A 25,945-nucleotide genomic window follows, 5' to 3' on the forward strand; every position below is an offset into this window, starting at 1 on the left:
AATGGGAATGGACTGGCCTAAACATGGCGGACAGCCTGACGTGTTACATAAACAATTTAACATTTCAAAAGGCAGGGAAACACTGGACTTCAGCGCGAATATTCATCCTGGAGGCCCTCCGCCTTTTGTAACTGAAAATCTCAGGGAAAGTATAGAATCGATTGCGCGTTACCCTGACCCCGATTACAGTGAGGCGCGCTCTCATATAGCAGCCTTTAACAGCACAGGGGCAGACCAGGTTCTCATCACAAATGGCGGGGCCGAGGCTGTATTTTTAGCTGCAAAATACTTTGAAGGAAAGCGTGCCCTTATTGTTGAACCCACCTTTGTGGAATATGAACGGGCCTGCGGTCATTATCATCTTGAAGTAAAGCCTGTTTTTTTGAAGGTCGAAGAAGAATTTCATTTCCCCCTGGATCAGGTTCTGGATGAGTTGCCTGAGGCAGAAGTGGTTTTTATCTGCCGTCCGAACAATCCTTCAGGAACAGTAGTGTCTGAAGCAGATATCCGCACACTTTTGGAAAAAGGGAAAGAAACGGGTACCTTTCTCGTGATCGACGAGGCATTCGCGGATTTTCTTCCAGAGGAAGAGGGGGATCTAACGCCCCTTTTAAACGAGTTTTCCAATCTTATCTTATTAAGATCCCTTACTAAAATGTTTGCGGTACCTGGGGTTCGTGCTGGCTATATGCTTGGGGCTCCTGAGGTGATACGTGCTGTCGGGGAGTGGCAGATGCCATGGAGTGTCAACAGTTTCGCCAGTTCGCTCATCCCGGTGCTGGCAGGCGAAGAAGCAGCGGAATTTGCAGCTGTGTCCAGCCGGTATGTAAAAGGGGAATTAGAAAGGATCCGGCTCCGTTTATCCTCACTCGAATTTGATATGCCCCCTTCGTCCGTGAATTTCTATCTCCTTCGGGACAGGAGAGACCCTGGTTTAGCGGATGATCTGCTTAAATTTTTATTGAAAAACGGCATCGCTGCCAGGCACACACATAATTTTAAGGGGCTGGACGGGAAATATCTCCGGTTTGCTGTTCTGGACAAACCGGCGAATGACCAGCTGCTTGAAAAACTCGCTGAATGGAGAGATAACTGATGATCTGGTTTATTTCCGGAGGAGCCCGTTCCGGCAAAAGTACATATGCCGAAAATAAAGCAGCAGAGCTTTATGAAGAGGCAGAGCGAAAAAATGGAGCAGTGAATCTTATTTATGCAGCGACAGCGAGAGCTTCTGACGAAGAAATGGCAGAACGGATCAGGCGCCACCGGGCCGGACGTTCGGAAATATGGCAGACGATCGAAGTCCCCTGGGATCTTAGGCAGTTGGTTGAGGCAGGCGGGAAAGGTGATGTCTTACTGGTTGATTGCCTGACTGTCTGGCTGAATAACATGCTGTTTAATAAAAAGGAAACACGCACGTCAAAACTGATAGACATCATGAGCGATTTCATTCAGTCTGCCAAAGAGAAAGAACAGCAGCTCCTTTTTGTCTCTAATGATGTCAATGAAGATCTGCCATCCAGTAACCGGTATATAGCTGATTATACTTATAAACTGGAGGCTGTTCACCGTTTCATAGTGTCACAGGCTGATCGGGCCGTACAAGTTAACGCAGGCCTTCCGCTGCACTGGAAGGGGGAGGCGGGATGAAGAACACGGTATATGGCTTTTTACTGGCAGTTCAGTTTCTTACGAGAATTCCAGTCCCTGTGGAGTGTCCCTGGACGCCGGAAACGAGCCGGTGGGCTATCCGTTGTTACCCTCTGGTTGGGATCGCAGCCGGCGGTATTCTTTTAGGGGTATCCTGGGGTCTGTCCCCATTTTTACCAGCTGAGATGATGGCTCTAATGATCGTCACTCTCTGGGTATGGCTGACTGGCGGCCTGCATCTGGACGGCGTGATGGACGTCGCCGATGCGGCCGGCTCAAATGCTCCGTTAAAAAAGAAGTGGGAGATAATGAAAGATCCTCACGTCGGAAGTTTCGGCATCGTTGCGCTGTTTTTTCTGCTCGGCTGGAAAACGATGCTTGTATACATGCTTATAGGAGCGGTACCAGCTGGAAGTCTTTTATTTCTGGTAATGGTTCCGGCACTCGCCAGGTTTGCCGCGGTGTGTCTGCTTATTTTACTGCCCGCTGCAAAAAAGGAAGGACTCGCCTGGCACTGGAAACAGAATACTGGTCCGGCGGATCTACTGGCAGCCTTTCTGCCAGCGGCAGTGCTGGTGTTTTTCCTGCCGGAGTATTGGGTGATCCTTCCTGTGTTTGCGGTAGGGATTGGGCTGTACGGATGGTGGACAGTCAGAACATTTAAAGGAATTAACGGGGATTTAACAGGTACTGCAATTGAAGGAGGCGAACTATGGGGACTGCTCCTAGTTTGGATATTTACCTCGTTCGTCACGGGGTGACCAGGTGGAATAAGGAGAAGCGTTATTTAGGTCATACAGACGAAGCTTGCATGAAAGACCGCCTTGTTGATCTGGCTGATTTGAAATCTGATCTGGCCGGCATGGAGTTTGACCAGGTTTGGACGAGCGACCTGCTCCGCTGCCGGGAAACAATACATTATCTCATGCCCGGAGCACATCCAGTGACAGATAAGAGATTACGAGAATGCGATTTTGGAGACTGGGAAGGCAAAACATATGAAGACCTTAAAAATTTGAAAGATTACCGCCGGTGGATTGATGATCCGCAGCTCCAGCCCATTCCGGGCGGAGAATCGTGGGAAGAATTTTCAGAGCGGATTGACGAGTGGCTGAATGAGCTTTTGGCTGGACAGGAAGATGTTGCAGCCGGGAGAACAACAAGAGTACTTACCGTGACACACGGCGGAGTCATCCGGTATCTTGTTTCAGTCTTTAGGGGAAGCAACTCTTTCTGGCACGTCAATATAAGGAATGGGCAGGCACTTTATTTGAAGCTCATTTACGAAGGAGGCAAGTGGACATGCAACTCGTTACAGGCGGTGCCTTCAGCGGAAAAAGAAGAATTGTAAAGGAGCTCTTCAAAGAGGATCCCAGGGAGCTGTCCTGGCTGTCGAGCTATAATGATGATAGTTTGGATAACTGGTTACACGTTTGGCAGCCGGGTGAGGGCCTTGTACTTGAGGGGTGGGAAAACTGGCTGCGGGAGGATATCAGACTCGGAGAAGCCAGTCAGATGGATACACTTCGCAGGAAGTATTATAAGCTCCTTACAGATCTTGTGAGAGAAGAAGAATTTCGCGGCGTCAGGGTGTGTCTTATTATGCTCGAAATGGGTAAAGGAATTGTCCCGGCAGAAGCGGAAGACAGAGCCCTCCGTGATTTGCATGGCTGGCTTCAGCAGGATGCGGCCAGGTTGTCTGAGGAAGTTTACTACGTATGGCATGGCTTATCGCGGAGACTGAAATGAATTGGCCTGCGGCGCTTATTTTTTTCGGTAATAATAGAAGTAAATACTTTGTAAATTCTATGATTTCAAGCGACTTGAAAGTGTGGATTTATCAAGGGTTAGCGTCTCATTTTAAGAAAAATATGGTATAATAGCCTGGTGATAGTTTGGAAACTCATAGGGGGTTGGCTCACCTTCCGAAAGGGGGTGATGCCTATATGGTCACAGTTGCAGAAGCGTTATCGTTAATGATCTCTTTTGGGATATTAATTGTCGCTATGCTGGCATTTAACCATAAAAAATAAGCCCCCACTTATGAGTTGACGGCTCAGTGGTAAAGGCTTATTAAATGGGCTTTCAATCCTGTGCCAATCCCCTTAAGGGAACTGAACTATTGCAGACCGTCAGTGTTACCCGCACTGGCGGTCTTTTTTATATTATGACTTCTTGTAATTATTATACCCGAGAATTCTTTAAATATAAACCCGTAAAACCAAGCGAATAAATGAAGAGGGGGCCAAGGTTCTTTTGCTAAGAGTGTCTATTTTAACGGCTTGCTCTTCCTGACGAAAGGCTGTGTGGCGTATAGTGAACAATACCCAGTCGTCGACAAATGGATTATTTAACACGAATTAGTTATTCTAAGTGAAGAGCAGGATAAAGGGGAACTAAAGACCTTTTATTTTCCTTACTGCCAGTTATAAATTATCCACCTTTTATTGTTAATGAATAGAATGGAGAGATGCGTGTGTTAACGCCGGAAGTAGCACAAAACATTGTAAGCCGAACGATGGAAATATTAAATTATAATATTAATGTGATGGATAATAAAGGTGTAATTATAGCGTCAGGAGATAGAGACAGAATAGGCACTATACATGAAGGTGCTAAGGAAATTCAGAAAAAAAGAGACAATATTGAAATATCAGCACAGGAGGAACAAGTTTGGAAAGGGGTAAAACAAGGCATTAATTTACCCATTTGTTTTCAAGAAGAAGTCATGGGCACGGTAGGTATTACTGGTGCTACTTCCGAGGTGAGGAGATATGGCGAGTTAGTAAAAATGACAGCAGAAATGATTATAGAACAGTCATTTTTACTAAAGCAAATTCAGTATGATGAGAGAATTAAGCGTGAATTTACGAACCAATGGATTTCAGGGAAGGGTCTTACAGAAGGAGTATTTTTGAAAAAAGCAAAATTTTTAGGTGTAGATTTATCTAAAAAAAGAGGAATTATTGTTATAAATCTTCAAATGGAAAACAATTACTATATCAGGGCGTCTTTAGAAAAGTTAGAAAAAGCTTTTGCACCATTATTGAATGTGGAAGATGTACTGAGTATTATAAATGAAAATATTATTATTATTAAATGTGCTGAGTCTAACCTCCAATTATCTAATACAGCAAAACAATGGGCAGGGTATTTTGGAAGAGATGACCTCTTATTTACAACAGGTCATGTATATGACAATTATAAGGATATTATTTTTTCATACGAACAGGCAATTAATACATTGGATGTCAGTAAAAAACTTGAAGTACAAGATAAAGTGATTCCTTATGATGAGAGAATTATTGACGTGTTAATCCATAAGCTATTTAAAGATGAAGCTACGATAATGGGGTTTCCAATTTATAATCCTCTGCCAAAGAATAAAGAAAATAAAGAGTTGCTTCAAACGCTTGAGTGTTTTATTGATAATAATGGTCAAATTAATAAAACTGCTAGTGATTTATATATTCACCGTAATACTCTTACCTACAGATTAGAGAAAATTTATGACTTAACCGGTAAAGATCCTCGCAAAATTAAAGACTTATTTTACTTATATTGTATCTGCTTATTAAAAAATAAATTCTATTAGACTCCTATGCACAAATATTTTGGTAAGAATTCGTTTACATTTATGCATTTGCATAATGAACTTCAAATTTTAAGCGCTTACACTTAAGTTATCAATCTAAAGATAACTTAAGGAGTGGATGATCATGCCAGTGAGTGCTTTAGGGGCAGTTATAGCATTAGTGATCTCAATTGTATTAATTTTAAGGAAAGTTCCTCCTGTTTATGCACTTGTTGCTGGAGCTTTAACAGGCGGATTGCTGGGCGGTGCAGGTCTTACTACAACAGTTGATTTAATGATGGAAGGTGCAGAAGGCATAATACCAGCTGTACTTCGTATTTTAGCAGCAGGTGTACTTGCAGGTGTGCTTATTGAATCAGGGGCTGCTGCTTCACTTGCTAATGGCGTAGTCCGAAAACTCGGAGAAAAGAAAGCATTGTTGGCTCTCGTGTTAGCAACAATGGTGTTAACAGCGGTCGGTGTATTTGTTGATGTGGCAGTCATTACAGTAGCTCCTATTGCTTTAGCCATTGCTAACAGAGCTGGTTTGTCCCGGACAGCGATCCTGCTTGCTATGGTAGGGGGAGGTAAAGCCGGGAATATCATGTCTCCTAATCCGAATACCATTGCTGTAGCAGAATCTTTTAACGTACCTTTAACTTCAGTGATGGCTGCGGGGATTATTCCGGCTGTGTTTGGAGTAATTGTTACATATATTTTAGCTAAAAGAGTTTCACAAAAAGGTACGATGGTGCCTAATGAGGATATTCAAGATAATTCAGACCAACGTATCCCGTCGATGTTCACTGCGATTATTGCTCCGTTAGTTGCTATTGGTTTGTTAGTTTTAAGGCCATTGTTTGGTATAGAAGTTGATCCAATGCTTGCTTTACCGGCAGGAGGTATTGCAGGAGCCCTTGTAATGGGAAAAATAAAAGGAATTAACACTTTTATTATTTCAGGTTTAAGTAAGATGGCACCAGTAGCAGTTCTTTTATTAGGGACTGGTACACTCGCTGGTATCATTTCAAATTCAGGTTTACAGTATGTTCTTATTGATAGTATTGAATTTCTTGGCTTGCCAAGTTATGCTTTGGCACCTGCCTCGGGGATATTTATGTCAGGAGCCACTGCTTCTACTACAGCAGGTGCAGTAGTTGCTAGTGAAGTGTTCAGCGGAACCTTGTTAGAGATGGGAGTAGCCGGGCTTGCAGGAGCAGCGATGATTCATTCTGGGGCCACAGTAATTGATCATATGCCGCACGGGAGCTTTTTCCATGCAACAGCAGGAAGTGTACTGATGGGAATTCAGGAAAGGCTGAAGCTGATTCCGTATGAATCGCTTGTAGGTTTGACTCTGGCTATTATTTCAACCCTCCTGTTTGGAGTTTTTCAATTATTTTAATATAAGCAGAAAAGGAGAATACTATTATGAAGGTTATTTTAGCACCAGACTCTTTTAAAGAAAGTTTAACAGCGATGGAAGTTGCTGATTCTATTAAATCAGGTATACAAAAAGTTTGGAATGATGCGGAGATAATCAAATGCCCTATGGCAGACGGAGGAGAAGGAACGGTCCAGTCTTTAGTAGACGCTACAGGGGGGCGATTTGTAGCTCAAGATGTACAAGGTCCTTTGGGAGATAAAACTGAAGCTTTTTTTGGGATATTGGGAGATGAAAAGACAGCAGTCATAGAAATGGCTTCTGCATCAGGAATACACCTTGTACCTAACCATTCAAAAGATCCTAAAATAACTACAACTTACGGAACCGGTGAGCTAATAAAAGCCGCATTAGATCTTGGGGTTAAAAAGTTTATTATCGGAATTGGCGGAAGTGCCACTAACGATGGAGGATCAGGTATGTTTCAAGCTCTTGGAGGAAGTCTTTTGGATTATTCTGGAAACGAGATTGCAAAAGGCGGCCTAGCTTTGAAAGAGTTAGCAACCATTGACACTTCAAATTTAGATCCTAGATTAAAGGACGTAAAGATCCGAGTGGCATGTGATGTGGACAATTCGCTCACTGGAAGCAAAGGAGCTTCAGCCGTCTACGGACCGCAAAAAGGGGCGACAGATAAAGATATCCTCTTATTAGATGAGGCTTTGGCTCATTATGCTGCACTTATTAAATCGCAATTAGGAAAAGAGGTAGAGACTGTCCCGGGAGCAGGGGCAGCCGGTGGTCTCGGAGCAGGATTTTTAGCCTTTATGCCTGCTACACTTGAACGAGGCGGTAAAATTGTTACTGATGTTACCGGATTAGAAAGCTTCATCCAAAATGCAGACCTGGTTATTACGGGTGAAGGTGGAATTAATCATCAGACAATTTATGGAAAAACACCTGTTTATGTTGCAGAAGTAGCTAAAAAATATAATGTACCTGTGATAGCCATTTGCGGCAGTGTTTGTGAAGGGTATGAATCTGTTTATGAAGCTGGTATTGATGCTGTTTTCAGTTCACTATCTGAAATTGTCACCTTCGAAGACCTTCCAGCTGTTTCTAAAAATCACCTTAAACAAACGGCAGAGAATGTAGCCAGATTGATAAATCTTAAAATACACCCAGTATAAATTGAGGATAATAATCCTCAATTTTTTTATGTCTTTTTTTTCTCTGGTTGTAAAATAGCTTTCCATAAGTGCTATCCAATCCGAAGCAAATTCCCCGCCGCCTGGCTTAAAGTATGGTAAAGTAATTACCAACTGACAAATAAATGGAGGACGCCGGGGGAGCCTTCAATGGAAGATTGTCCGGCCCTCACACAACCCATAAAAAATGTTTATTAACAATAGATTTTGAAGGAAGCGGTAGGAATGAAAAGAGTATTATCTTTTTTAGGGCCGTACCGGTTTGCTGTATTTATAGCACTCAGTTTAACTTTAGTTGAGCTTGCTGTGGAGCTGGTACAGCCGTTCCTTATGTCACGGATTATAGATGACGGGATTATGCAGGAAGACCTTTCAGTGGTGATGACGTGGGGAGGAGTGATGGTTGGATTGTCGTTTCTGGCTTTTGCAGCAGGAATTACGAATTCGTTTTATGCCGCACACGTGAGCCAGAATACGGGCTTCGATATTAGAAGCAGACTATTTGATAAAGTACAGTCGTTTGCTTTTTCAAACTTCAGCCAGTTTCCTACTTCATCACTGATGACACGGATGACAAATGACGTGAACCAGATTCAGAATACGATATTCATGAGCCTGAGGATTATGCTGCGAGCACCTCTTCTTGTAGTGGGATCGGTCATTATGGCCCTGCTGGTCAATGCTCAGCTGGCCCTCATACTTGTCCTGACGATCCCTGTGCTTGTGGTGTTTTTACTGTGGCTCGTCAGAAAAGCGGGCAGCCTGTTTAAAGCTGTCCAGGCAAGGGTAGACAGAGTCAATAATGTGGTGCAGGAAAATTTAACAGCGATCCGCCTGATAAAGTCATTTATCCGCCGCCATCATGAATCAAAGCGGTTTACAGGAGCTTCAGATGAGTTGAGGCAGAAAACCGTTAAAGCGCTCAGGCTGATAGAAACAACGATGCCGGTCATTTTGCTTGTGATGAACGGAAGTATTATGGCGGTTCTCTGGTTTGGAAGCATTGGGGTAAACACAGGAGGAGCATCTGTCGGTGAAGTGGTTGCGATCGTTAACTATGTGACCCGTATGACAGGGGCGCTGTCGATCTTTTCAATGATTATCATTATTTTTTCACGGGCTCGGGCCTCCTCGGAAAGAATTGCGGATGTGCTTGAGACGGAAGCTGACCTTAAAGATACTGACTCAAGTGAGCCGGCTGCAAAAGTGGAGAAGGGGGCTATTGAGTTTGATGGTGTATCGTTCCGTTATCCTGGATCCAGCCAGCAGGTGCTGAATAATCTCTCTTTCAGGGCGGAACCTGGTGAAAGAATTGCAGTACTAGGTGCAACAGGGTCGGGAAAGACCTCGATGTTCCAGCTGATTCCGAGACTTTACGATCTTGACGACGGATCGGTGAGGATAGACGGACATGATATACGCGAAATGAAGCTTAATCATTTGCGTCGTGAAATCGGATATGTCCCCCAGGAAGTGATGCTGTTTACGGGAACGATTGAAGAGAACCTTCTCTGGGGTAAAGAAGATGCCGGCACAGATGACATGATCAAAGCATTAAAAGATGCTCAAATACATGATGCGGTGACTGAACTTCCTAACGGATCAAAAACGGTTATCGGACAAAGGGGCGTCAATTTGTCCGGAGGGCAGAAGCAGCGGATTTCCATTGCCAGAGCGCTCATACGGCAGCCGAAAATTCTTCTTCTGGATGACAGCACGAGTGCACTGGATGTCAAAACGGAGAAGAAGCTTCTCGAAGCCTTAAAAGAGTACTCATGCACCACGCTGATGATTACCCAGAAAATGAGCACGACCATGAATGCTGACCAGATTCTTCTTATGGAGGACGGGACCATTACAGCGAAAGGCACGCATGATGAACTGCTCAGCACCTCTCCTCTTTACCGGAAAATCTATGAATCCCAGTTTGGAAAGGAGGGGATGGCAGATGTTAGATAAGCTGACTGAGCCTTTCCGCCATGAAAAAATCAAATTAACAGAACAGGACACGGATGGAGCAGCCCCTTCAAAGAAACGCGCTGAGGATTGGAAAGGGACGTTAAAACGGATTTGGAAGTACCTTTCAGAAAGCAGGGGAAAACTGTTCCTCGTTCTCCTGATGATCTTTTTCAGTTCTTTCTTTGCTTTACTCGGGCCGTTTGTTGTCGGTGTGTCAATCGATGAATTTATTGTCAACCAGGATACGGCAGCCCTTCTATGGGTGCTTGGAGGACTGGCTCTGATTTACCTTTTCCATTCTTTGTCCGTGTTCCTCCAGCACTTCTGGATGGTCCGGATTGCGCAAAAAACGGTTTTTACTATACGCACACAGCTGTTTAACCATCTTCATAAACTACCAGTCCCGTTTTTTGATAAACGAAAGCACGGGGAGTTAATGAGCCGGCTGACTAACGATATCGAAAATGTAAGCAACACATTGAACAGTTCCGTTATCCAGATTTTTTCCAGTGTACTGACTCTCATTGGAACTATTTCTGTCATGCTTTATCTGAGCCCGTTGCTGACGCTGATCACTTTGACGATTGTGCCGGCGATGGTGCTCGGCATGAAGTGGATTACAAAGCGGACGGGTAAGCTATTCAAAGCCCAGCAGTCGAATTTGGGCGAATTGAACGGCTATATTCAGGAAACGATGTCCGGCCAGCGGATTATCAAAACATTCTCACAGGAAGAGAAAGTTATTGAGGGGTTTGAAGAGCGGAATACCGAATTAAGAAAAGCCGGTTTCTGGGCCCAGACGATTTCCGGGTTTATCCCTAAGCTCATGAACATGCTGAATAACTTGAGCTTTGCAATTATTGCCGGCGTGGGCGGGATCTTTGTCCTCTACGACATGATTACAATTGGTGTGATCGTTATCTTTGCAGAATACGCCCGTCAGTTTACACGTCCGCTGAACGATCTGGCCAACCAGTTTAACACCCTTCTTTCGGCTATTGCGGGTGCGGAACGAGTCTTCTCAATCATGGACGAACCTGATGAGATAAGTGATGAGGAGACACACGGGGAATTAGAAGAGGTAACCGGGGAAGTCACATTTGACGACGTGTCTTTCTCATATGAGAAAGAGGAGAACACGGTTACTAATATCTCTTTCCGCGTGCAGGCAGGTGAAACGGTTGCCTTTGTTGGTCCAACAGGCGCCGGAAAAACGACGATGATCAGCCTGTTATCAAGGTTTTATGACCCTGATAAAGGGGCATTACTGGTAGATGGGACGGATACTTCAACCGTTAAACGGGAATCCTTAAGAAAACACATGGCTTTTGTTCTGCAGGATTCGTTCCTGTTTCAAGGAACCATCCGGGAAAATATCCGTTATGGCAGACTGAATGCATCAGATGAAGAGGTTGTTGAAGCCGCCAGACTTGCCAATGCCCATTCTTTTATCAGCAGGCTGCCTGATGGATATGATACTGAAATTGATGCAGAAGGAGGCGGGATCAGCCAGGGACAGAAACAGCTGCTGTCGATTGCAAGAGCTCTCCTTTCTGACCCGTCCATTTTAGTCCTCGATGAAGCAACAAGCAGTATTGATACGGTTACAGAGCTTAAAATCCAGGAGGCGCTCGAGCGTCTGATGAAAGGACGAACGAGTTTTGTGATTGCCCACAGGCTGAATACAATCCAGCAGGCGGATCAAATTATCGTGCTCCATCAAGGCCGGATGATTGAAAAAGGCTCACATGACGAACTGCTGGAAGAAGGCGGGTTTTACGCTGATCTGTATACCAGCCAGTTGAAAAAAGAAACAGGTTAAATAGTGTGAGATGATCTGACAATTTAGTGAAACAGGATAGATGTCTGACCTCTTATTATGTATAATAAAGACAATTACATTTATAAAGCTTCAGGGTATGAAAATACCTGAAGCTTTTTTATAAAAAGGGAGTCATGGCGATGAATAATAAAAAAGAGTTAATTAATCAAATAAGGTCTGCTAATAAAGCACAGGAAGCCGATCTCGTTTTTAAAAACGGCAAAATCGTAAACGTCTTCACTTTGGACGTGGAGACGGCAGACGTGGCAGTTACAGATGGAAAAATCATTGGAATTGGAGAATATGAAGGAAAGAAAGAAGTGGATGCCAGCGGGAAATACATTGTCCCAGGGCTGATTGACGGGCACGTTCATATTGAATCGTCAATGGTGCCGCCAAGCCATTTCTCTCAAATTGTCGTGCCGCACGGAGTGACCTCGGTTGTAACGGATCCCCACGAGATTGCCAACGTGACAGGAGAAAAAGGAATCCAGTTTATGCTGGACGATTCTGAAGGCATTCCGTTAGATGTGTTTGTCAATTTGCCATCTTGCGTCCCGGCCACACCGTTTGAAAATTCGGGTGCCGTTCTCTCAGCGGAAAATCTGGAAGGGTTTTACAGCCATAGTCGTGTCCTCGGTCTGGCAGAAGTGATGGATTATCCGTCAACAGCTGAGGCACAAGAAGATATGGCGGCCAAAATCCACGATGCACGCGTTCGCGATCGGGTGATTGACGGGCATGGGGCAGGCCTGGGTTCCCATGCGATGAATGTGTACGGCACAGCAGGAATTTCAACAGACCACGAGTGCACCACAGCCGAAGAAGCCCGTGACAGGCTTCGCAAAGGCCTGTATGTCATTATACGTGAAGGCTCGGGTGCAAAGGATTTAGAAGCCCTTATTCCTGTGGTGAATGAAAGAAACTCACGAAGGTTTCTTTTCTGTACAGACGATAAGCATCTTGATGAACTTCTTGAAAAAGGCAGTATAGACGATAATGTCAGATTAGCTGTTAAAAACGGACTCGATCCCCTTCTCGCCATTCAGCTTGCAACTTTAAATGCCGCGGAATGTTACGGGCTTAAGACGAAAGGAGCAGTGGCGCCAGGTTTTGACGCTGATCTGCTTCTGGTGGATGATCTGAAGGCTTTTACCGTCTCAGACGTTTACAAAAACGGGAAGCTCGCTGCACGTGACGGGAAAATGCTCACAGATGAAAAGCTTGTAAAAAGACCAGGCAACGATCTTCTGAAAACCGTTAACTTGCCTGAGATTACGGAAGAAAGCCTGGCTGTTCCGGTGTCAGAAACAGGAAAAGCCCATGCAATTAAGCTCCGGCCAAACAGCCTGGTGACTGAAAAAATAATTGTTAATCCAGACGAGAGAAAGGGATTATTTGAAGCGGCGCCAGCAAAGGATCTTTTAAAAATGGCTGTAATTGAACGCCACCACATGACAGGAAATATCGGTTTAGGATTTATTAACGGATTGGGCCTGTCCGGGGGAGCGGTTGCTCTGACGGTCGCGCATGATTCCCACAATCTTGTTGTTGCTGGGGCTAATGATAAAGATATGCTTCAAGCTGCCAGGGAAGTTGAAAAAATGGATGGAGGAATGGTCCTTGTCGAAGAAGGCAATGTCATTGCCCGTCTGCCGTTAAACATCGGCGGGCTGATGTCCTCAGGCGGTGTGGAAGAGACATATACTAATTTAAAAGAGCTGGATAAAGGTCTCGAAACTCTTGGATTTACCGGCCAGTTTAACCCTTTTTCAGCACTTTCCTTTATGTGCCTTCCTGTTATTCCTGAACTGAAACTTACTGATCTCGGTTACTTTGACGGAGTGGCTGGCAAGCATATCCCGCTTGAAGCGGACTGAAAAGGTGGTTGGCAGGGGGCTGCTTTGAGGTGAAGGGGAGCTCCCTTTATGCGGGACTCTGCCGTATAAATGAGTAACTCTACCTTATAAATGGCGGACTCTACCGTATAGATGTTGTACTCTACGTTATAAATGGCGAACTCTACCGTATAACAAATTTTGACAAAAATCCCCCCCTGAGAAATACCTCACCCTTACACCTTTCAACCGAAAAGACCGGCCTTGAGTTTTCCTCAAGGCCGGTCTTTTTTTACATGAAAACGGCTACTCGCCAATACTTAATGATGAAGGACGGGGATCATCATAATCTTGTGATGCTGTGTCCTCCCTTGGTGAAAAAGTGAATATAAGCATGAGCATAAGGACAGTGACAACGGTTTTACGTGTTTTTTTTATCACCGAGACCGCTCCTTATACAGTTTTTTCACAGCTTCTAATTCAATTTTCAAATACTCACCGGCTTTCTTGTAATGCCTTTTATCTGAGAGGTAGCTGCTGAATTGTTCAGCTATTTCCTCTATATATTCCCATAGCCTGTTTTTGAAAAAATAATCTATCGATTGTTTCATTTTGTTTTCATAAGTCTCGAAATCTTTTAATTCGAAAGCCAGCTTTGCTTCCATAACCTGTATTCTGTATCTGTGCAACTCGGTATGGCAATAGCTGTCTGCATCTTTTAACAGCTTGTCCAGTTCATCTAACCTTTTAGATGAGAAATAACCAGCTAAGATGCAGTAGTAAGATTTAAACAGACTGTTTACGTGGTAAGAGTCATTACTGGAGAAATGGCGCTCTTTTATCTCCAGGCTTTCTTTGAAACAAGCAATGCTTTCCTCATATTTTCCCTGCTCTTGTTTTAACATGCCAAGGTTATGAAGGATATTAGCCTGCTCTTCTGTATAATTGCGGTCTCTGGCTAACTCAAGTCCTTTTGATAATACTTTTTTTGCCGAGTCATATTCTTTATTTTCCGTATACAGAATTCCCATGAGCGTATCTGCTTTAACGGTATCCAGCCACTTATGCAAGTTCATAAACAGGTTTCTTGCCTTCTTGACGTGGATTAACGAGCGATGATAATCATAGGTCTGGAAAAGAAGCAGAGCTGTATTCTGCCTGACGCGCGCTTCATCCTCTTCTTCTGTCACATTGTTTAAGGCTAGCGAGTAGTTTTCATAGCATTCAGGATAGTTTCTCTTTAAAAAATGACGCATTCCTGAAACATAATAGAATTTGAACCGGATTGGTTTTGGATGGCTTTCAATTGAGGAAGCTTCCAGGTAATAAGAAATTTGTTTATACTTCTCTTCAGCGGCAGAGAGATCGCCTTTGCGAAGCAGATGGCCGGAGTGTATTAAAAGAAAGTCAAATTCCTGTGTCAGGGAAGGAATATATGATAAGTCTTCTCTATATTTTTCCAGTACGATGTCACCGTCGGTTAAAGACTGTTTTACAGCTTTTTCGTATTCCTGGATTTTTCTTGCTAAAGACGGAGAAGGGAGGCTGTACAGAGTTAAATAATCGTCAGGGACTTCAAGCCGGCTGGCGATCTGGCAAAGGATATCACTGGACGCTTCATAACGGGCGCTTTCGATATTACTGTAATGGGAAGCTGAAATAATATTTTTAAAGATACTGGTTTGGGAAAGTCCCTTCTGATTGCGGAGAAATTTAATTCTTTTGCCGATATGCAAAGTTTTTCCCTCCATTTTTTAATTTCCAAGAATACTGGAATAGTTTGGTTATAAACGTATTCCAGTATTTTTATTTTAGCCCACCTCCGGAAATGAAAACAAGCCTTCTCTCAGCTGGACGCTTTGCGGTAAAGTTTATTTGCCGCATCAGCAGGTGAAGCGGAGGAGGCGATCGCAGATATAACAGAAACGCCATCTGCCCCTGCACGAATGACAGCTGGCGTGTTTTCAAATGTAATGCCGCCAATAGCCACAATGGGAAGATTCAGGCCCTCTTCCCGAAATTCTGATATTCTTTCGGGGCCGCAGACCTCTTCAGCGTCATCCTTTGAGGAGGTGACAAAAACAGGGCCGACGCCTATATAATCAGCCCCATCTTTTTCTGCCTGAACAGCTTCAGTAAGTGAATGGGCAGATACTCCCAAAATTTTATCAGGACCAATCTTAGCTCTTACTTCCCGGGCACTCGTGTCATCCTGACCTACGTGAACGCCGTCAGCATTTAGTTCGACGGCAAGTTCGACATCATCATTAATAATAAAAGGAATGCCATTTTCAAGGCAGATGGCCTGCAGCTTGGCAGCCTGCTCTTTTTTCTTTTCCCCTGTTAAGGCTTTTACCCCTTTTTCGCGAAATTGAAAAATCGTGGCTCCGCCATGGATGGCTTCTTTTAAAATTTCTGTCAGTGGTCTGCTGACGTTTGGCGTTCCGCATATAAAATAGACTTTTAACGCTTTTTTCAAGGTGACAGGATCTCTTCTGATCATTCCGTTTCCACCTCCATTTCAACTCCCGCATCCGGGTAAAGCCGCAGGGCGGCATGATTCGTTGGGCCGGGGCCTTTACCGATTGAAAACCCGTGCATAATAGCAGCATGAATAAACATTTTAGCTTTCCTGACTGCCTCAGAAAGAGGGAGCCCTTTAGCTAAGTTGGCAGTAATAGCTGCCGCATACGTACAGCCTGTCCCATGAGTATGAGGGGTGTCAATTTCGGACACAGAGAGATAATGGAAGGTGCGGCCGTCATAAAACAGATCAACCACTTTACCTTTATTTTTTTCATGTCCGCCTTTAAGAAGGACGGCTGAAGCGCCCATCTTATACATTTCTTTAACGGCGTTTTTTTTCTCGTCAACAGTTTGGATCGGCAGCCCTGTTAATTCCTTTGCTTCAGGAATGTTGGGGGTTATAATCGCCGCCTGCGGTATCAGCTCATTAATTAACGCATCAATAGCTTCATTTTTTAATAGTTTGGATCCTGAAGTGGATACCATCACCGGGTCAACCACCAGGTTAGGCCACTTATAATAACGGGCTTTTTCAGCAACGATCCCGATGATTTCTTTATCAAACAGCATACCGGTCTTTACAGCGTCTGTGCCGATATCGTCCATAACAGAAGTAATCTGCTGGTCTATTCCTTCGCTTTCTACAGGATAAACGCCCTGGACGCCTTCGGTATTCTGGGCGGTTACCGCAGTGATGACGCTCATGCCGAAAGTGTCCAGCTCCTGAAAAGTTTTAAGGTCAGCCTGGATACCGGCGCCTCCGCCACTATCAGATCCAGCGATTGTAAGAGCTTTTGGCAGCATAGCAGTTCCTCCTCTAATTGTTTGAAAGTCTCTCAATTTGTTCAGATGTTACTTGGTGAAGCGCATCAAGGAAGTGAATCTGGAAGTGGCCCGGTCCCATATTTTCCTCTTTTAAAGCAGCCACTTCGGCTGCAATCCCGTAAAAGCTTACGGCCGCAGCAGCAGCTTCCAGGGTAGAGTCATGAACAGCAGCAAAAGCCCCTGTTACAGCACTCAGCAGGCACCCTGCACCAGTCACTTTTGACTGGAGGGGATGACCGTTAGTCAAAGTGTACGTTTGTGTTCCGTCAGTAACGATGTCTGTTTCCCCAGTTAACGCCACTACGCAATTCCACGTTTCAGCTGTATTTTTCGCTGTCTCAGCTTTATTCTCCAGGTTTGCAGTGGAATCGACTCCTCTCATTTCTACCTTGTTCTCAGAAAGATTAGCTATTTCACCCGCATTTCCCCGGACAATTGAAATATCCAGTTCGCTCAGCAGCTGCTTTGCTGTTCTCGTCCGGAAAGGGGTGGCTCCGGCGCCGACTGGATCGAGAATGACCGGGGTTCCGGCTTTATTAGCAGCCTTTCCGGCGAGAAGCATGGCATCGACTTCCGTCTGAGTCAGTGTCCCGATATTCAATACAAGCGCCTGGGCCGCCCGTGCCATATCTTCAACTTCTTCTTCCGCGTAAGCCATGACCGGGCTTGCCCCAATCGCGTACAGGCCGTTTGCTGTAAAGTTTGTCACTACCATATTGGTGATGTTATGAATAAGCGGGGAAGTCTCCCGGATTTTCTCCCGTAAATGGTGTACTGGTAACATAATCATCCACCTTTCTCATTTTTAAAAACAAAAAGACGCTGTCCAAAATGGAACAGCGCCAGAATATTTCCGTTGCCAGCTTTGTTCCACTTTCCTACGCTGGTATCACCCAGATCAGGTTCAAAGGGATCAGGACATAGCCTGTCTCAGCCAGACGGCACCCCCAGTGGTTAAAACATTTTATTTTATGTTAATTATATACTATCATATGAGGAATGGATGGACAAAAGATTCCAATTAATCATGAAGGTGGGAGCCGCGTGAATCAGTTATTTCAAAAGGCAAAAGCATTTATTTCGATCTGTTATAAAGAATTAAATAAAGAAGAAGACATAGAGAACAGGCTGAAAGAAATTAAAACAGAAATATGGGAGACAAACCATTACACACATACATTTACCGAGCTGGAACACGGGGCAAAGATGGCATGGCGGAATGCGAATAAATGTATCGGCCGTTTATTCTGGGAAACGCTCACAGTCATAGATGCACGAGATTTACGCCATGAAGAAGATGTATTCGAAGCATTAGAGAGTCATCTCCGCTTTGCCACTAATAATGGAAAAATAAGACCTGCTATGACCTTCTTTGCGCCTAGAAAAAATGGGGCCGCCCCTGTTACACTGTTAAATCATCAGCTCATCAGATATGCGGGGTATGAAAAAGAAGAAACAGTGACAGGAGATCCAGCGTCTGTGCCTTTTACAAAGCTGTGCCATTCTCTGGGCTGGCAGGGAGAGGGGACGCCTTTCGATGTCCTTCCACTCGTCATTAAACTGGAAGACGGTACAGTCACATGGCGTGAACTGAATGAAAAAGACATTCTCAGAGTACCGATCACCCATCCTGACATTCCGGCAATAGACGAATTAGGATTGGAATGGTATGCAGTCCCTGCCATTTCAGACATGCTCGTTGAAATCGGCGGTTTGGAGTATCCTGCTGTGCCTTTTAACGGCTGGTATATGGGAACGGAAATCGGTGCGAGAAATTTTGCAGATGAAAGCCGCTATCATAAGCTTCCGGCTGTCGCCGAGAAAATTGGCCTGGATACGTCTAAAGCTTCTTCTTTATGGAAGGATCGGGCCCTCGTTGAGTTAAATCGCGCTGTGCTTTACTCTTTTCAAAAAAATGGGGTCAGTATTGTTGACCATCACACAGCTGCTGACCAGTTTAAAACGTTTGAGAGACGTGAAGCGGAAGCCGGAAGGCCGCTTACAGGAAAGTGGAGCTGGCTGATCCCGCCTGTATCCCCCGCGGCTACACATATTTTTCATAATGAATATAATGATGAATTTGTATCACCTAATTTTCACTATCAGAAAAAAATCTATGATAGTGAAGGAAAGCTGATCTGACACGTCAGGGAGATATTGCAAAATCTCTGAAAACTTTGTGAATATATGAGCATTTGCAACATTTTTACTGCTGACAGTTGTATGATCGAAACATCTTAGAAATCAAACTTAAAGAGAAAAGGTGAGTCAGTTGTTCTGGTTACAGTTTTTAGTTGTTATTATTGCTATTTTTATAGGTGCAAGAATCGGGGGGATCGGCCTCGGGGTTATGGGGGGCGTAGGTCTCGCCATACTGACATTCGGTTTTGGGCTGCAGCCCACGGCTCCGCCGATTGATGTCATGCTCATGATCGTAGCCGTTATTACGGCAGCGGGAGCCCTGCAGGCGGCAGGAGGGATGAATTATTTAGTGACTCTCGCTGAAAAAGCTTTACGGCGAAACCCTGACAGGATCACCTTTATGGCCCCTGTCGTAACGTACTTTTTCACTTTCTTCGCAGGTACAGGCCATGTCGCGTATACGTTATTGCCGGTTATATCTGAGGTAGCCCAGGAGTCAAAAGTCCGGCCTGAACGGCCGATGTCCATTGCCGTTATTGCCTCCCAGCAGGCGATCACAGCGAGCCCGATATCAGCAGCTACCGTCGCATTGCTCGCTTTACTGGCACCCTACGATATCACCCTCCTTCAAATTCTTGGAGTAACGATCCCGGCTACATTTATTGGTATTATGGTAGCAGCTTTTACTATTAGAAAACGCGGTGCGGAGCTCGATGAAGATCCTGAATATAACCATCGCTTAGAAGAAGGACTGGCGCCGATTAAAACTGAGCGTGAAAACATGGTGATCACCGGTCTTTCAAAAGTGTCGGTAGCCCTGTTTATGTTCGGGGCAGTATTAATCGTTCTGTTAGGAAGTTTTCCGGAAATGCGGCCTGCCTGGAACGTTGAAGGCGAAATCGAACAGCTGTCAATGCCTTTCGCTATCCAGATTATCATGCTTACAGTCGCAGCATTAATCATTCTTATTTGTAAAGCAGACGTGCAAAAAGTAGCAGGCGGAACAGTTTTCCGTGCAGGTATTGTCGCTGTTGTGGCTATTTTCGGGATCGCGTGGATGGGGGATACGTTCTTCCAGGCCAACATGGATACGATCGAACCGGCAGTCCAAGGCATGGTATCCGCAGCTCCATGGATTTTTGCCTTAGCCCTGTTTATAATGTCAATCTTATTAAACAGCCAGGCTGCAACAGTCAGAGCCCTTATGCCATTAGGATTGAGTCTTGGCATCAACCCGCTTTTCCTGATTGCCATGTTTCCTGCAGTCAACGGGTACTTCTTTATCCCTAACTACGGGCCAATCATCGCAGCAATCAATTTCGACCGGACAGGCACGACAAAAATCGGGAAATACGTCCTTAATCACAGCTTCATGCTCCCGGGACTTGTCACCAGTGTAGTCGCCGTTACATTAGGCTTCCTGTTCGTCATGTTCTTATAAAAAATAGACTTTATTGTCCCCTCATGCAAAAGCATGGGGGGATTTTTTGTGGAAAAAGCAAGGGGAAAAAGAAGAAAAAGCACAGGGAGTGAGGTAGGTGCAACGGGTGTAGCACTCTTTACCTGCGACGAGCAAGCGAGAGCGAAGTGAGGTAGGTGCTACCAGAGTAACACCAACAGGTGTATCAGGAAGAAAACAAGAGGATGAGGGAGTAAAAAGAAGAAAAAACGCAGAAAGTGAGGTAGGTACAACCGGTGTAGCACTCTTTACCTGCGACGAGCAAGCGAAAGCGGCGCAGGAGCACCTACCTATGTATCAGGAAGAAAACCGGAGGATAGAGAAGTAAAAAGAAGAAAAAAGTGTTAGAAATGAGGTGGGTGTAACGGACCTGCCCGACACTTACTCCCTATCCATCCCGAACCTTCTTACTTCCTTAATAAATAATCCTGCACAAATACTTTAATTGTAAAGTAGTCTACTTCTTCGGGAAGTGCTTCTTTGATTGGTTTTAAGCCGTCTTCTAAGCCAACCCTATCAACGGCCTCTTCTACCATGGATAAATGTTCGCGGTCTACCAGGCTGTTAAAATTAACATCTTTGCCTTCATCGGCAGCTTGCAGCAGATGGTTTTTGACAGTGGGTTCGCCTATACCGCGCAGGTCTGCAATTTCTTCCACTGTGCGTCCTGATTCGAAAAGTTCGAGCGTCTTTAAGTAGCTGGGTGTTTTATCTTTTGGTACGCCGATGCCGTCGGGAACCGTCCCAGAAACCGGAGCAGCTGCTCTTTTAAAACTCTTTTTTTCTTCGGGATGCTCGTCCAGATATTCCAGGACGGCTCTCAGGAACGGTTCTCCGTAAGTTTCAACTTTTGCCTGGCCTACTCCTTTTACTTCAAGCAGTTCGTCTTCAGACTCAGGGAGCTTTGCGCAGATATCATTTAAAGTCTGATCTGAAAAAACCATATACGGAGCGACTTCATGCTGTTTTGCCAAATATAATCTAAGCTCCCGAAGTGTTTCAAACAGCGGGTGCTGTTTTGAAATCACACGTGGTTTGCGTGCTTGCTTTTTCTGAACTTTTACTTCTCCTTTCAGGACCGGCAGCACATTTTCAGTCAGCTGCAAAACAGGATAGGTGCCTCCGCTCATTTTTAAATACTGGGCGGCCGCAAGGTAATCAATAAACTGGCTGACTTCTTTTTGTGTCCGGTCTTTCATAAGTCCGTAGGTTGACAGTTTATGAAAGGAGAAATCTTTTACTTTTTTGTTAGTTGAGCCGACTAATACCTGCGCGACCATCGTTTTTCCAAACCGTTCGTTCATTCTTTTTATACATGAGAAAACCATTTGAGCTTCCCTTGTCACGTCGACCGATTCCCTGTCATCTGCACATTCAGAGCAGCGTCCGCAAGCCGTAGTGTCTTCGTCCCCGAAATAGTGCAGAATATAGGCTTGCAGGCATTTTTCCGTATGACAGTAATTCACCATTGCCTGGAGCTTGGCGTGCTCCTGTTCTTTTCGTTCCTCATCCATATTGGACTGTTCGATAAGGAATTGCTGAATACGGATATCCTGCGGAGTAAAGAGAAGAATACACTCACTCGGCTCCCCGTCCCGCCCGGCACGGCCTGCTTCCTGATAGTAGCTTTCAATATTGCGGGGCATCTGGGCGTGAATAACAAATCGCACATTGGATTTGTTAATCCCCATACCGAATGCGTTCGTTGCGACCATCACCTGAGTATCATCGTAAACAAATGATTCCTGCATGTCTCTGCGCTGATCTGCTGTCAGTCCTCCGTGGTATTTGCCAACCGAGACGCCAAGCCTGCTAAGCTGGTCATGGATCCTTTCAACCTCTTTTCTGGTCGCAGCGTATATAATGCCTGAATGGGTGCCGTTTTGCTTTATATAATCTTTTATATAAATGTCGCGGTCCATCCCTTTTATGACGTGAAAAGACAAGTTTTCCCTTGCAAACCCTGTCTGTACCACGTTCTCCGAATTGATAGCCAGGGCACTGCTGATGTCTCTAGTGACTTCAGGAGTGGCGGTTGCTGTCAGGGCAAGGACAACAGGATTTCCATTCAGTTGGGAGACAAGATCAGGTATTCTCATGTAGCTGGGTCTGAAATCGTGGCCCCACTGGGATAAACAGTGAGCTTCATCCACTGCAAGCAGAGACACAGGGAGAGACTGAAGCATATTTAAAAAACCTGCAGATTCCAGCCTTTCCGGAGCAACATAAACGAGACGGTAAACACCCTGCCTGATTCCCTGTATCCTTTCACGTACTTCATCGTAACTGAGGGAACTGTTTATAAATGTGGCTTCGATGCCTGCTTCCTGCAGTTCATCCACCTGGTCTTTCATCAAAGAGATCAAAGGGGAGATGACCAGCGTGACTCCTGTAAAAAGAAGAGAAGGGATCTGATAGCAGATCGACTTTCCTCCTCCGGTAGGCATGACTCCCATCGTATTTTTATTATGAAACACCTTTTCAAGTATTTCTTTCTGACCGTCACGGAATTCATCATATCCGTAATGTTCTTTCAGTCGTTGTTTAGCCTCTTGCAGCATAATTTTTCCTCCAAAAACGTACTATAAATCCAGCCTTTACTTAGTGTACAGGAAAAGGCTGGAGGATTGAACAGATGATATAAATAAAACTTGAAGGGAAGCCCTTCAAGTTTAAAATATTATTCCACTTCTCCATATTGTTCAATGGCAATTCGGTCAAGTTTGATTTTCTCCAACTCTTCCACAGGAACCAAAAAGGTTACGGTAACTACGCCGGGATTCCTGCCAATTTCGATCGCACCTGTAATCGTAGACCGATTCATGACTTCGGGGACAGAGACCTCAAGGAGTTTGGCCGCTCTTTCCATGCCGTTTGTTACTGCCTCATTCAGTGTAGGGCCTGTCCCTACAAAAGACAGGGGTAATGATTTTTCCAGCTGCTGTTCCATATGCCAGTCTTTAGCCAGTCGTTCAGCTTTTTCTCTTTCTTCTTTTGTAAAAGGTTTAGCCAGATAAGGCAAATCTTCATGAACCGGGAGTATAAGAGGCCCTTCAATGTTAAGGCCTTTAATGACATTTACTTGAAGCGTGACTATGCCTGACACATCAGTGGTATGGCCGGCTATTTCGCCATCGCCCTGCATGGCATGCATATCGCCAAGGTAGACGCCTCCTCCAGGTACTTTGACAGGACAAATGACCACCGCGCCTTCCCGGGCTCTATTAATGTCCATATGTCCGTCTGTTCGGTCTTCAAGCTGTTCTTCAGTGAGCGCGTATTCGTGAGGGGCATCTACCAGGAATGACCCAAAATCTCCGGCGTTATGTGAGTCAGGGAATGGCCTTGACGGGGTGGTGCCGAGCTGGCCAAGAAACGGCCGCAGCCGGGCCAGTGTTCCGGGCATATCGTGTGGAGCAAATGTAACTATGGGGTTTTGTACAGAATGTTCAGGAGTCGCCATATACTTATGACCATTTCCTGCAATTTTTTCTGCCCCTGCCTTATTAAGTGTCATACCAATTTCTTTAGAATCATCAAATGTCATTGTATAAGCGTGTGTAAATCTAAAAGGTGTGACATCTGCGCCGCATTCCGCACATCGAATGGCCTCCTGTCCGGTACCCTTAATCACCGTTTCAGGATACATTGTGCTGCATTCAGGGCATGTAACTGCTACAAAGGGATCTCCCAGGAATCGTCCTTCAACAGGGGCATCATTACCAGAGGCTGTGGCAATTGAGGTTACTCTGATAGATTTGATTCTTACAGCGATCGCATCGCCAGGTTCAGCCCCTTCTACGAAAACAGGTTTTGTTACTTCATGTCCTCCACGGAGGCAAGGAGTAATCATTGGTCCCCAGCACCCAGGCGCCGTATTCGCAATGATATGGCCTCCATCCTGCACTGGGCCTAACATGTCTTCTTTCGGGTCAAGAATGCCATTGACAAACTGGTTAACGAGTATTGATTCTTTACCTTTCATTTCTGTCCCTCCTTTATTTGAAAGCCCTTACAATTAAACTATACAATAGTCGCATAATTAAAGGAAAGCGAATGATTTTTGAAGATTTTTAAAATCACATATTTTGAAACTCAGCTTTAAATCACCTATAATATAGTCACTTACTTTTTGAAAGAACAAGAATAAACTTAAAGAATCACTTAAACTTCTAAAAGGAATTTAAATTATGAAGGAGTGTGGAACGGTGAAACATATTTTTCATAAAGGAAAAGAAGGAAATAATCAGACATTATTATTGCTTCACGGGACCGGAGGAGATGAAAATGATCTCCTGCCTGTTGCAGATATGGTCGACCCGGGAGCTTCTGTATTAAGTGTTCGCGGGAATGTGGATGAAAACGGTATGAACCGGTTCTTCCGGCGTATCCGTGAAGGGGTATTCGATGAAGAAGATTTAGTCTACAGAACACAAGAACTTTATAACTTTATAAACGAGGCAGCCATGGAGCACGGGTTCGACCGTAACGAGGTCACTGCTGTAGGGTATTCCAATGGAGCCAACATTGCAGCCAGCCTGCTGTACCATTATAATGAGCCATTAAAGGGGGCTGTTCTTCTGCATCCGATGGTTCCGAGAAGGGGAATAGATCTTCCGCCAATGGAAGGTTTTCCGGTGTACATCGGTGCAGGTTCGAACGACCCGATCTGTCCGCCTGGAGAAACAGAAGAATTAAAGAAACATCTAGAAGAAGCGGGCGCGAGAGTGGAGTTATTCTGGGAGAAGCAAGGACATCAGCTGACGAGAACGGAAATTGACAATGCGAAAGAGTGGTATCGTAAACACATAAGAGGAGAGTGATCATTCACATGGCCATTATCGATCCTAAAGACTTATCAAAAAAAGAAAATTACCGGTTTCTGACGTCTTCTGTTACCCCGAGACCGGTCGCCTTTATCTCTTCCATGTCTGAAAAAGGAGTGTTAAACGCCGCCCCATTCAGTTATTTTAACGTTATTTCAGCGCAGCCGCCCCTCTTATCCGTCTCAATTGGAAGAAAGAACGGCCAGCAGAAGGATACTTCCAGAAACATTTTGCAAGTGGGTGAGTTTGTCGTTCATATTACAGACGAAGATAATGTTAAACAAGTGAATGACACGTCAATGAACCTGCCTTCAGACCAGAGTGAGGTTGAGAAGGTGGGGCTTAAACCGATCGTAAGCAGTAAAGTGGGAGTGCCTTCAATTAAGGAAAGCAGGGTACGATTAGAGTGCACGTTAGAAAAGCATCTTGTATTCGAAGAAGGGGAGTCCGCCACAGACTTTATTATCGGCCGGATTGTCAGTTACTATGTGGATGATCAGCTGTACGAAGACGGAACCGTTAATACGAAAAAACTTAAACCAATTGCCAGGCTAGGCGGCAAACAATATGCGCCGCTGGGTAAAATTTTTGAACTGGACCGCCCGGAGTAACCAGCTTACATCCGTCATAAAACCCGTCAGACGAAAATCTGACGGGTTTTTGCTTCTTTCTTATATTTTGAGAAATTAATAATTATCAATTAATAACTCTTTAAATAATTGAAAATAGGGA

The 25,945-nt window shown here is 44.7% G+C and carries 23 protein-coding genes and 1 riboswitch; of the genes, 16 read left to right on the forward strand and 7 right to left on the reverse strand.

From position 1 onward, the window contains the following. The first annotated feature begins 7 nt into the window (after positions 1 to 7). From K8O68_RS04095 to ade, 12 genes are all read left to right on the forward strand, one after another. On the forward strand, positions 8 to 1,096 hold the full coding sequence (locus K8O68_RS04095) for a pyridoxal phosphate-dependent aminotransferase (RefSeq protein ID WP_230895668.1): 1,089 nt from the start codon (positions 8 to 10) through the stop codon (positions 1,094 to 1,096). After that, on the forward strand, positions 1,096 to 1,650 hold the full coding sequence (locus K8O68_RS04100) for a bifunctional adenosylcobinamide kinase/adenosylcobinamide-phosphate guanylyltransferase (RefSeq protein WP_230895669.1): 555 nt from the start codon (positions 1,096 to 1,098) through the stop codon (positions 1,648 to 1,650). The genes K8O68_RS04095 and K8O68_RS04100 overlap by 1 nt, the downstream gene beginning before the upstream one ends. Continuing rightward, positions 1,647 to 2,411 (forward strand): adenosylcobinamide-GDP ribazoletransferase, encoded by a 765-nt coding sequence (locus tag K8O68_RS04105; protein WP_230895670.1) that lies wholly within the window; start codon positions 1,647 to 1,649, stop codon positions 2,409 to 2,411. Before K8O68_RS04100 ends, K8O68_RS04105 begins: the two co-directional genes overlap by 4 nt. Then, a complete protein-coding gene (locus K8O68_RS04110) occupies positions 2,363 to 3,001 on the forward strand; it encodes a histidine phosphatase family protein (RefSeq protein WP_230895671.1) in 639 nt (212 codons plus the stop codon). Before K8O68_RS04105 ends, K8O68_RS04110 begins: the two co-directional genes overlap by 49 nt. After that, the gene (locus K8O68_RS04115) at positions 2,953 to 3,399 is read left to right on the forward strand and encodes a bifunctional adenosylcobinamide kinase/adenosylcobinamide-phosphate guanylyltransferase (RefSeq protein WP_230895672.1); all 447 of its coding nucleotides are present in this window, start codon (positions 2,953 to 2,955) and stop codon (positions 3,397 to 3,399) included. The genes K8O68_RS04110 and K8O68_RS04115 overlap by 49 nt, the downstream gene beginning before the upstream one ends. A 164-nt stretch (positions 3,400 to 3,563) precedes the next feature. Beyond that, entirely contained in the window at positions 3,564 to 3,683 is a 120-nt protein-coding gene (locus tag K8O68_RS04120) for a putative holin-like toxin (protein ID WP_230895673.1), read from the forward strand. A gap of 443 nt (positions 3,684 to 4,126) precedes the next feature. Next, positions 4,127 to 5,245, forward strand: coding sequence for a CdaR family transcriptional regulator (locus K8O68_RS04125; RefSeq protein ID WP_230895674.1), 1,119 nt, complete (start codon positions 4,127 to 4,129; stop codon positions 5,243 to 5,245). A 118-nt stretch (positions 5,246 to 5,363) separates the two neighbouring features. Continuing rightward, entirely contained in the window at positions 5,364 to 6,629 is a 1,266-nt protein-coding gene (locus tag K8O68_RS04130) for a GntP family permease (protein WP_230895675.1), read from the forward strand. Between the two features lie 26 nt (positions 6,630 to 6,655). Next, the gene (locus tag K8O68_RS04135; RefSeq protein WP_230895676.1) at positions 6,656 to 7,798 is read left to right on the forward strand and encodes a glycerate kinase family protein; all 1,143 of its coding nucleotides are present in this window, start codon (positions 6,656 to 6,658) and stop codon (positions 7,796 to 7,798) included. Between the two features lie 243 nt (positions 7,799 to 8,041). Next, positions 8,042 to 9,775, forward strand: a complete 1,734-nt coding sequence (locus K8O68_RS04140; protein WP_230895677.1) for an ABC transporter ATP-binding protein — start codon at positions 8,042 to 8,044, stop codon at positions 9,773 to 9,775. Continuing rightward, a complete protein-coding gene (locus tag K8O68_RS04145; RefSeq protein ID WP_230895678.1) occupies positions 9,765 to 11,597 on the forward strand; it encodes an ABC transporter ATP-binding protein in 1,833 nt (610 codons plus the stop codon). The genes K8O68_RS04140 and K8O68_RS04145 overlap by 11 nt, the downstream gene beginning before the upstream one ends. A gap of 140 nt (positions 11,598 to 11,737) precedes the next feature. Beyond that, positions 11,738 to 13,477, forward strand: a complete 1,740-nt coding sequence (ade, locus tag K8O68_RS04150; RefSeq protein ID WP_230895679.1) for an adenine deaminase — start codon at positions 11,738 to 11,740, stop codon at positions 13,475 to 13,477. A 264-nt stretch (positions 13,478 to 13,741) separates the two neighbouring features. On the opposite strand, the gene K8O68_RS21380 is transcribed toward ade, so the two are convergent. From K8O68_RS21380 to thiM, 5 genes are all read right to left on the reverse strand, one after another. Continuing rightward, positions 13,742 to 13,876 (reverse strand): hypothetical protein, encoded by a 135-nt coding sequence (locus tag K8O68_RS21380; protein ID WP_255717000.1) that lies wholly within the window; start codon positions 13,874 to 13,876, stop codon positions 13,742 to 13,744. Next, the gene (locus K8O68_RS04155; RefSeq protein WP_230895680.1) at positions 13,873 to 15,171 is read right to left on the reverse strand and encodes a helix-turn-helix transcriptional regulator; all 1,299 of its coding nucleotides are present in this window, start codon (positions 15,169 to 15,171) and stop codon (positions 13,873 to 13,875) included. Before K8O68_RS04155 ends, K8O68_RS21380 begins: the two co-directional genes overlap by 4 nt. Before the next feature lie 110 nt (positions 15,172 to 15,281). After that, complete coding sequence (thiE, locus tag K8O68_RS04160; RefSeq protein WP_230895681.1) at positions 15,282 to 15,938, reverse strand: thiamine phosphate synthase; 657 nt, start codon at positions 15,936 to 15,938, stop codon at positions 15,282 to 15,284. Further along, entirely contained in the window at positions 15,935 to 16,765 is an 831-nt protein-coding gene (thiD, locus tag K8O68_RS04165) for a bifunctional hydroxymethylpyrimidine kinase/phosphomethylpyrimidine kinase (RefSeq protein ID WP_230895682.1), read from the reverse strand. Before thiD ends, thiE begins: the two co-directional genes overlap by 4 nt. Positions 16,766 to 16,778: 13 nt before the next feature. Further along, a complete protein-coding gene (gene thiM, locus K8O68_RS04170) occupies positions 16,779 to 17,576 on the reverse strand; it encodes a hydroxyethylthiazole kinase (RefSeq protein ID WP_370640484.1) in 798 nt (265 codons plus the stop codon). Between the two features lie 68 nt (positions 17,577 to 17,644). Further along, a riboswitch (TPP riboswitch) is annotated at positions 17,645 to 17,745 on the reverse strand. 85 nt (positions 17,746 to 17,830) lie between these two features. On the opposite strand from thiM, the gene K8O68_RS04175 reads away from it, so the two are divergent. Together K8O68_RS04175 and K8O68_RS04180 are read left to right on the forward strand one after the other, a co-directional pair. Beyond that, positions 17,831 to 18,928, forward strand: a complete 1,098-nt coding sequence (locus K8O68_RS04175) for a nitric oxide synthase oxygenase (RefSeq protein WP_370640485.1) — start codon at positions 17,831 to 17,833, stop codon at positions 18,926 to 18,928. A gap of 130 nt (positions 18,929 to 19,058) precedes the next feature. Next, on the forward strand, positions 19,059 to 20,369 hold the full coding sequence (locus tag K8O68_RS04180; protein ID WP_230895685.1) for an anaerobic C4-dicarboxylate transporter family protein: 1,311 nt from the start codon (positions 19,059 to 19,061) through the stop codon (positions 20,367 to 20,369). Positions 20,370 to 20,794: 425 nt separating this feature from the next. On the opposite strand, the gene recQ is transcribed toward K8O68_RS04180, so the two are convergent. Beyond that, positions 20,795 to 22,948 (reverse strand): DNA helicase RecQ, encoded by a 2,154-nt coding sequence (gene recQ, locus K8O68_RS04185; protein WP_230895686.1) that lies wholly within the window; start codon positions 22,946 to 22,948, stop codon positions 20,795 to 20,797. A gap of 119 nt (positions 22,949 to 23,067) precedes the next feature. Then, a complete protein-coding gene (locus K8O68_RS04190) occupies positions 23,068 to 24,372 on the reverse strand; it encodes an acetamidase/formamidase family protein (protein ID WP_230895687.1) in 1,305 nt (434 codons plus the stop codon). A gap of 223 nt (positions 24,373 to 24,595) precedes the next feature. Between K8O68_RS04190 and K8O68_RS04195 the strand changes: the two genes are divergently transcribed. Together K8O68_RS04195 and K8O68_RS04200 are read left to right on the forward strand one after the other, a co-directional pair. Further along, a complete protein-coding gene (locus K8O68_RS04195; protein WP_230895688.1) occupies positions 24,596 to 25,210 on the forward strand; it encodes an alpha/beta hydrolase in 615 nt (204 codons plus the stop codon). 8 nt (positions 25,211 to 25,218) lie between these two features. Beyond that, positions 25,219 to 25,824: a flavin reductase family protein gene (locus K8O68_RS04200; protein WP_230895689.1), complete on the forward strand. Its 606-nt coding sequence runs from the start codon at positions 25,219 to 25,221 to the stop codon at positions 25,822 to 25,824. Positions 25,825 to 25,945 lie beyond the last annotated feature (121 nt).

Source organism: Salipaludibacillus sp. CUR1 (assembly GCF_021028955.1).
GTDB lineage: Bacteria > Bacillota > Bacilli > Bacillales > Salisediminibacteriaceae > Salipaludibacillus.

Coding starts and splice junctions, on each gene's coding strand:
- thiD (WP_230895682.1), bottom strand. CDS start 16,765: ATGCTGCCAAAAGCTCTTACAATCGCTGGATCTGATAGTGGCGGAGGC.
- K8O68_RS04130 (WP_230895675.1), top strand. CDS start 5,364: ATGATCATGCCAGTGAGTGCTTTAGGGGCAGTTATAGCATTAGTGATC.
- K8O68_RS04095 (WP_230895668.1), top strand. CDS start 8: ATGGACTGGCCTAAACATGGCGGACAGCCTGACGTGTTACATAAACAA.
- K8O68_RS04190 (WP_230895687.1), bottom strand. CDS start 24,372: ATGAAAGGTAAAGAATCAATACTCGTTAACCAGTTTGTCAATGGCATT.
- thiM (WP_370640484.1), bottom strand. CDS start 17,576: ATGATTATGTTACCAGTACACCATTTACGGGAGAAAATCCGGGAGACT.
- K8O68_RS04105 (WP_230895670.1), top strand. CDS start 1,647: ATGAAGAACACGGTATATGGCTTTTTACTGGCAGTTCAGTTTCTTACG.
- K8O68_RS04110 (WP_230895671.1), top strand. CDS start 2,363: ATGGGGACTGCTCCTAGTTTGGATATTTACCTCGTTCGTCACGGGGTG.
- K8O68_RS04100 (WP_230895669.1), top strand. CDS start 1,096: ATGATCTGGTTTATTTCCGGAGGAGCCCGTTCCGGCAAAAGTACATAT.
- K8O68_RS04135 (WP_230895676.1), top strand. CDS start 6,656: ATGAAGGTTATTTTAGCACCAGACTCTTTTAAAGAAAGTTTAACAGCG.
- ade (WP_230895679.1), top strand. CDS start 11,738: ATGAATAATAAAAAAGAGTTAATTAATCAAATAAGGTCTGCTAATAAA.
- thiE (WP_230895681.1), bottom strand. CDS start 15,938: ATGATCAGAAGAGATCCTGTCACCTTGAAAAAAGCGTTAAAAGTCTAT.
- K8O68_RS04140 (WP_230895677.1), top strand. CDS start 8,042: ATGAAAAGAGTATTATCTTTTTTAGGGCCGTACCGGTTTGCTGTATTT.
- K8O68_RS04200 (WP_230895689.1), top strand. CDS start 25,219: ATGGCCATTATCGATCCTAAAGACTTATCAAAAAAAGAAAATTACCGG.
- K8O68_RS04145 (WP_230895678.1), top strand. CDS start 9,765: ATGTTAGATAAGCTGACTGAGCCTTTCCGCCATGAAAAAATCAAATTA.
- recQ (WP_230895686.1), bottom strand. CDS start 22,948: ATGCTGCAAGAGGCTAAACAACGACTGAAAGAACATTACGGATATGAT.
- K8O68_RS04115 (WP_230895672.1), top strand. CDS start 2,953: ATGCAACTCGTTACAGGCGGTGCCTTCAGCGGAAAAAGAAGAATTGTA.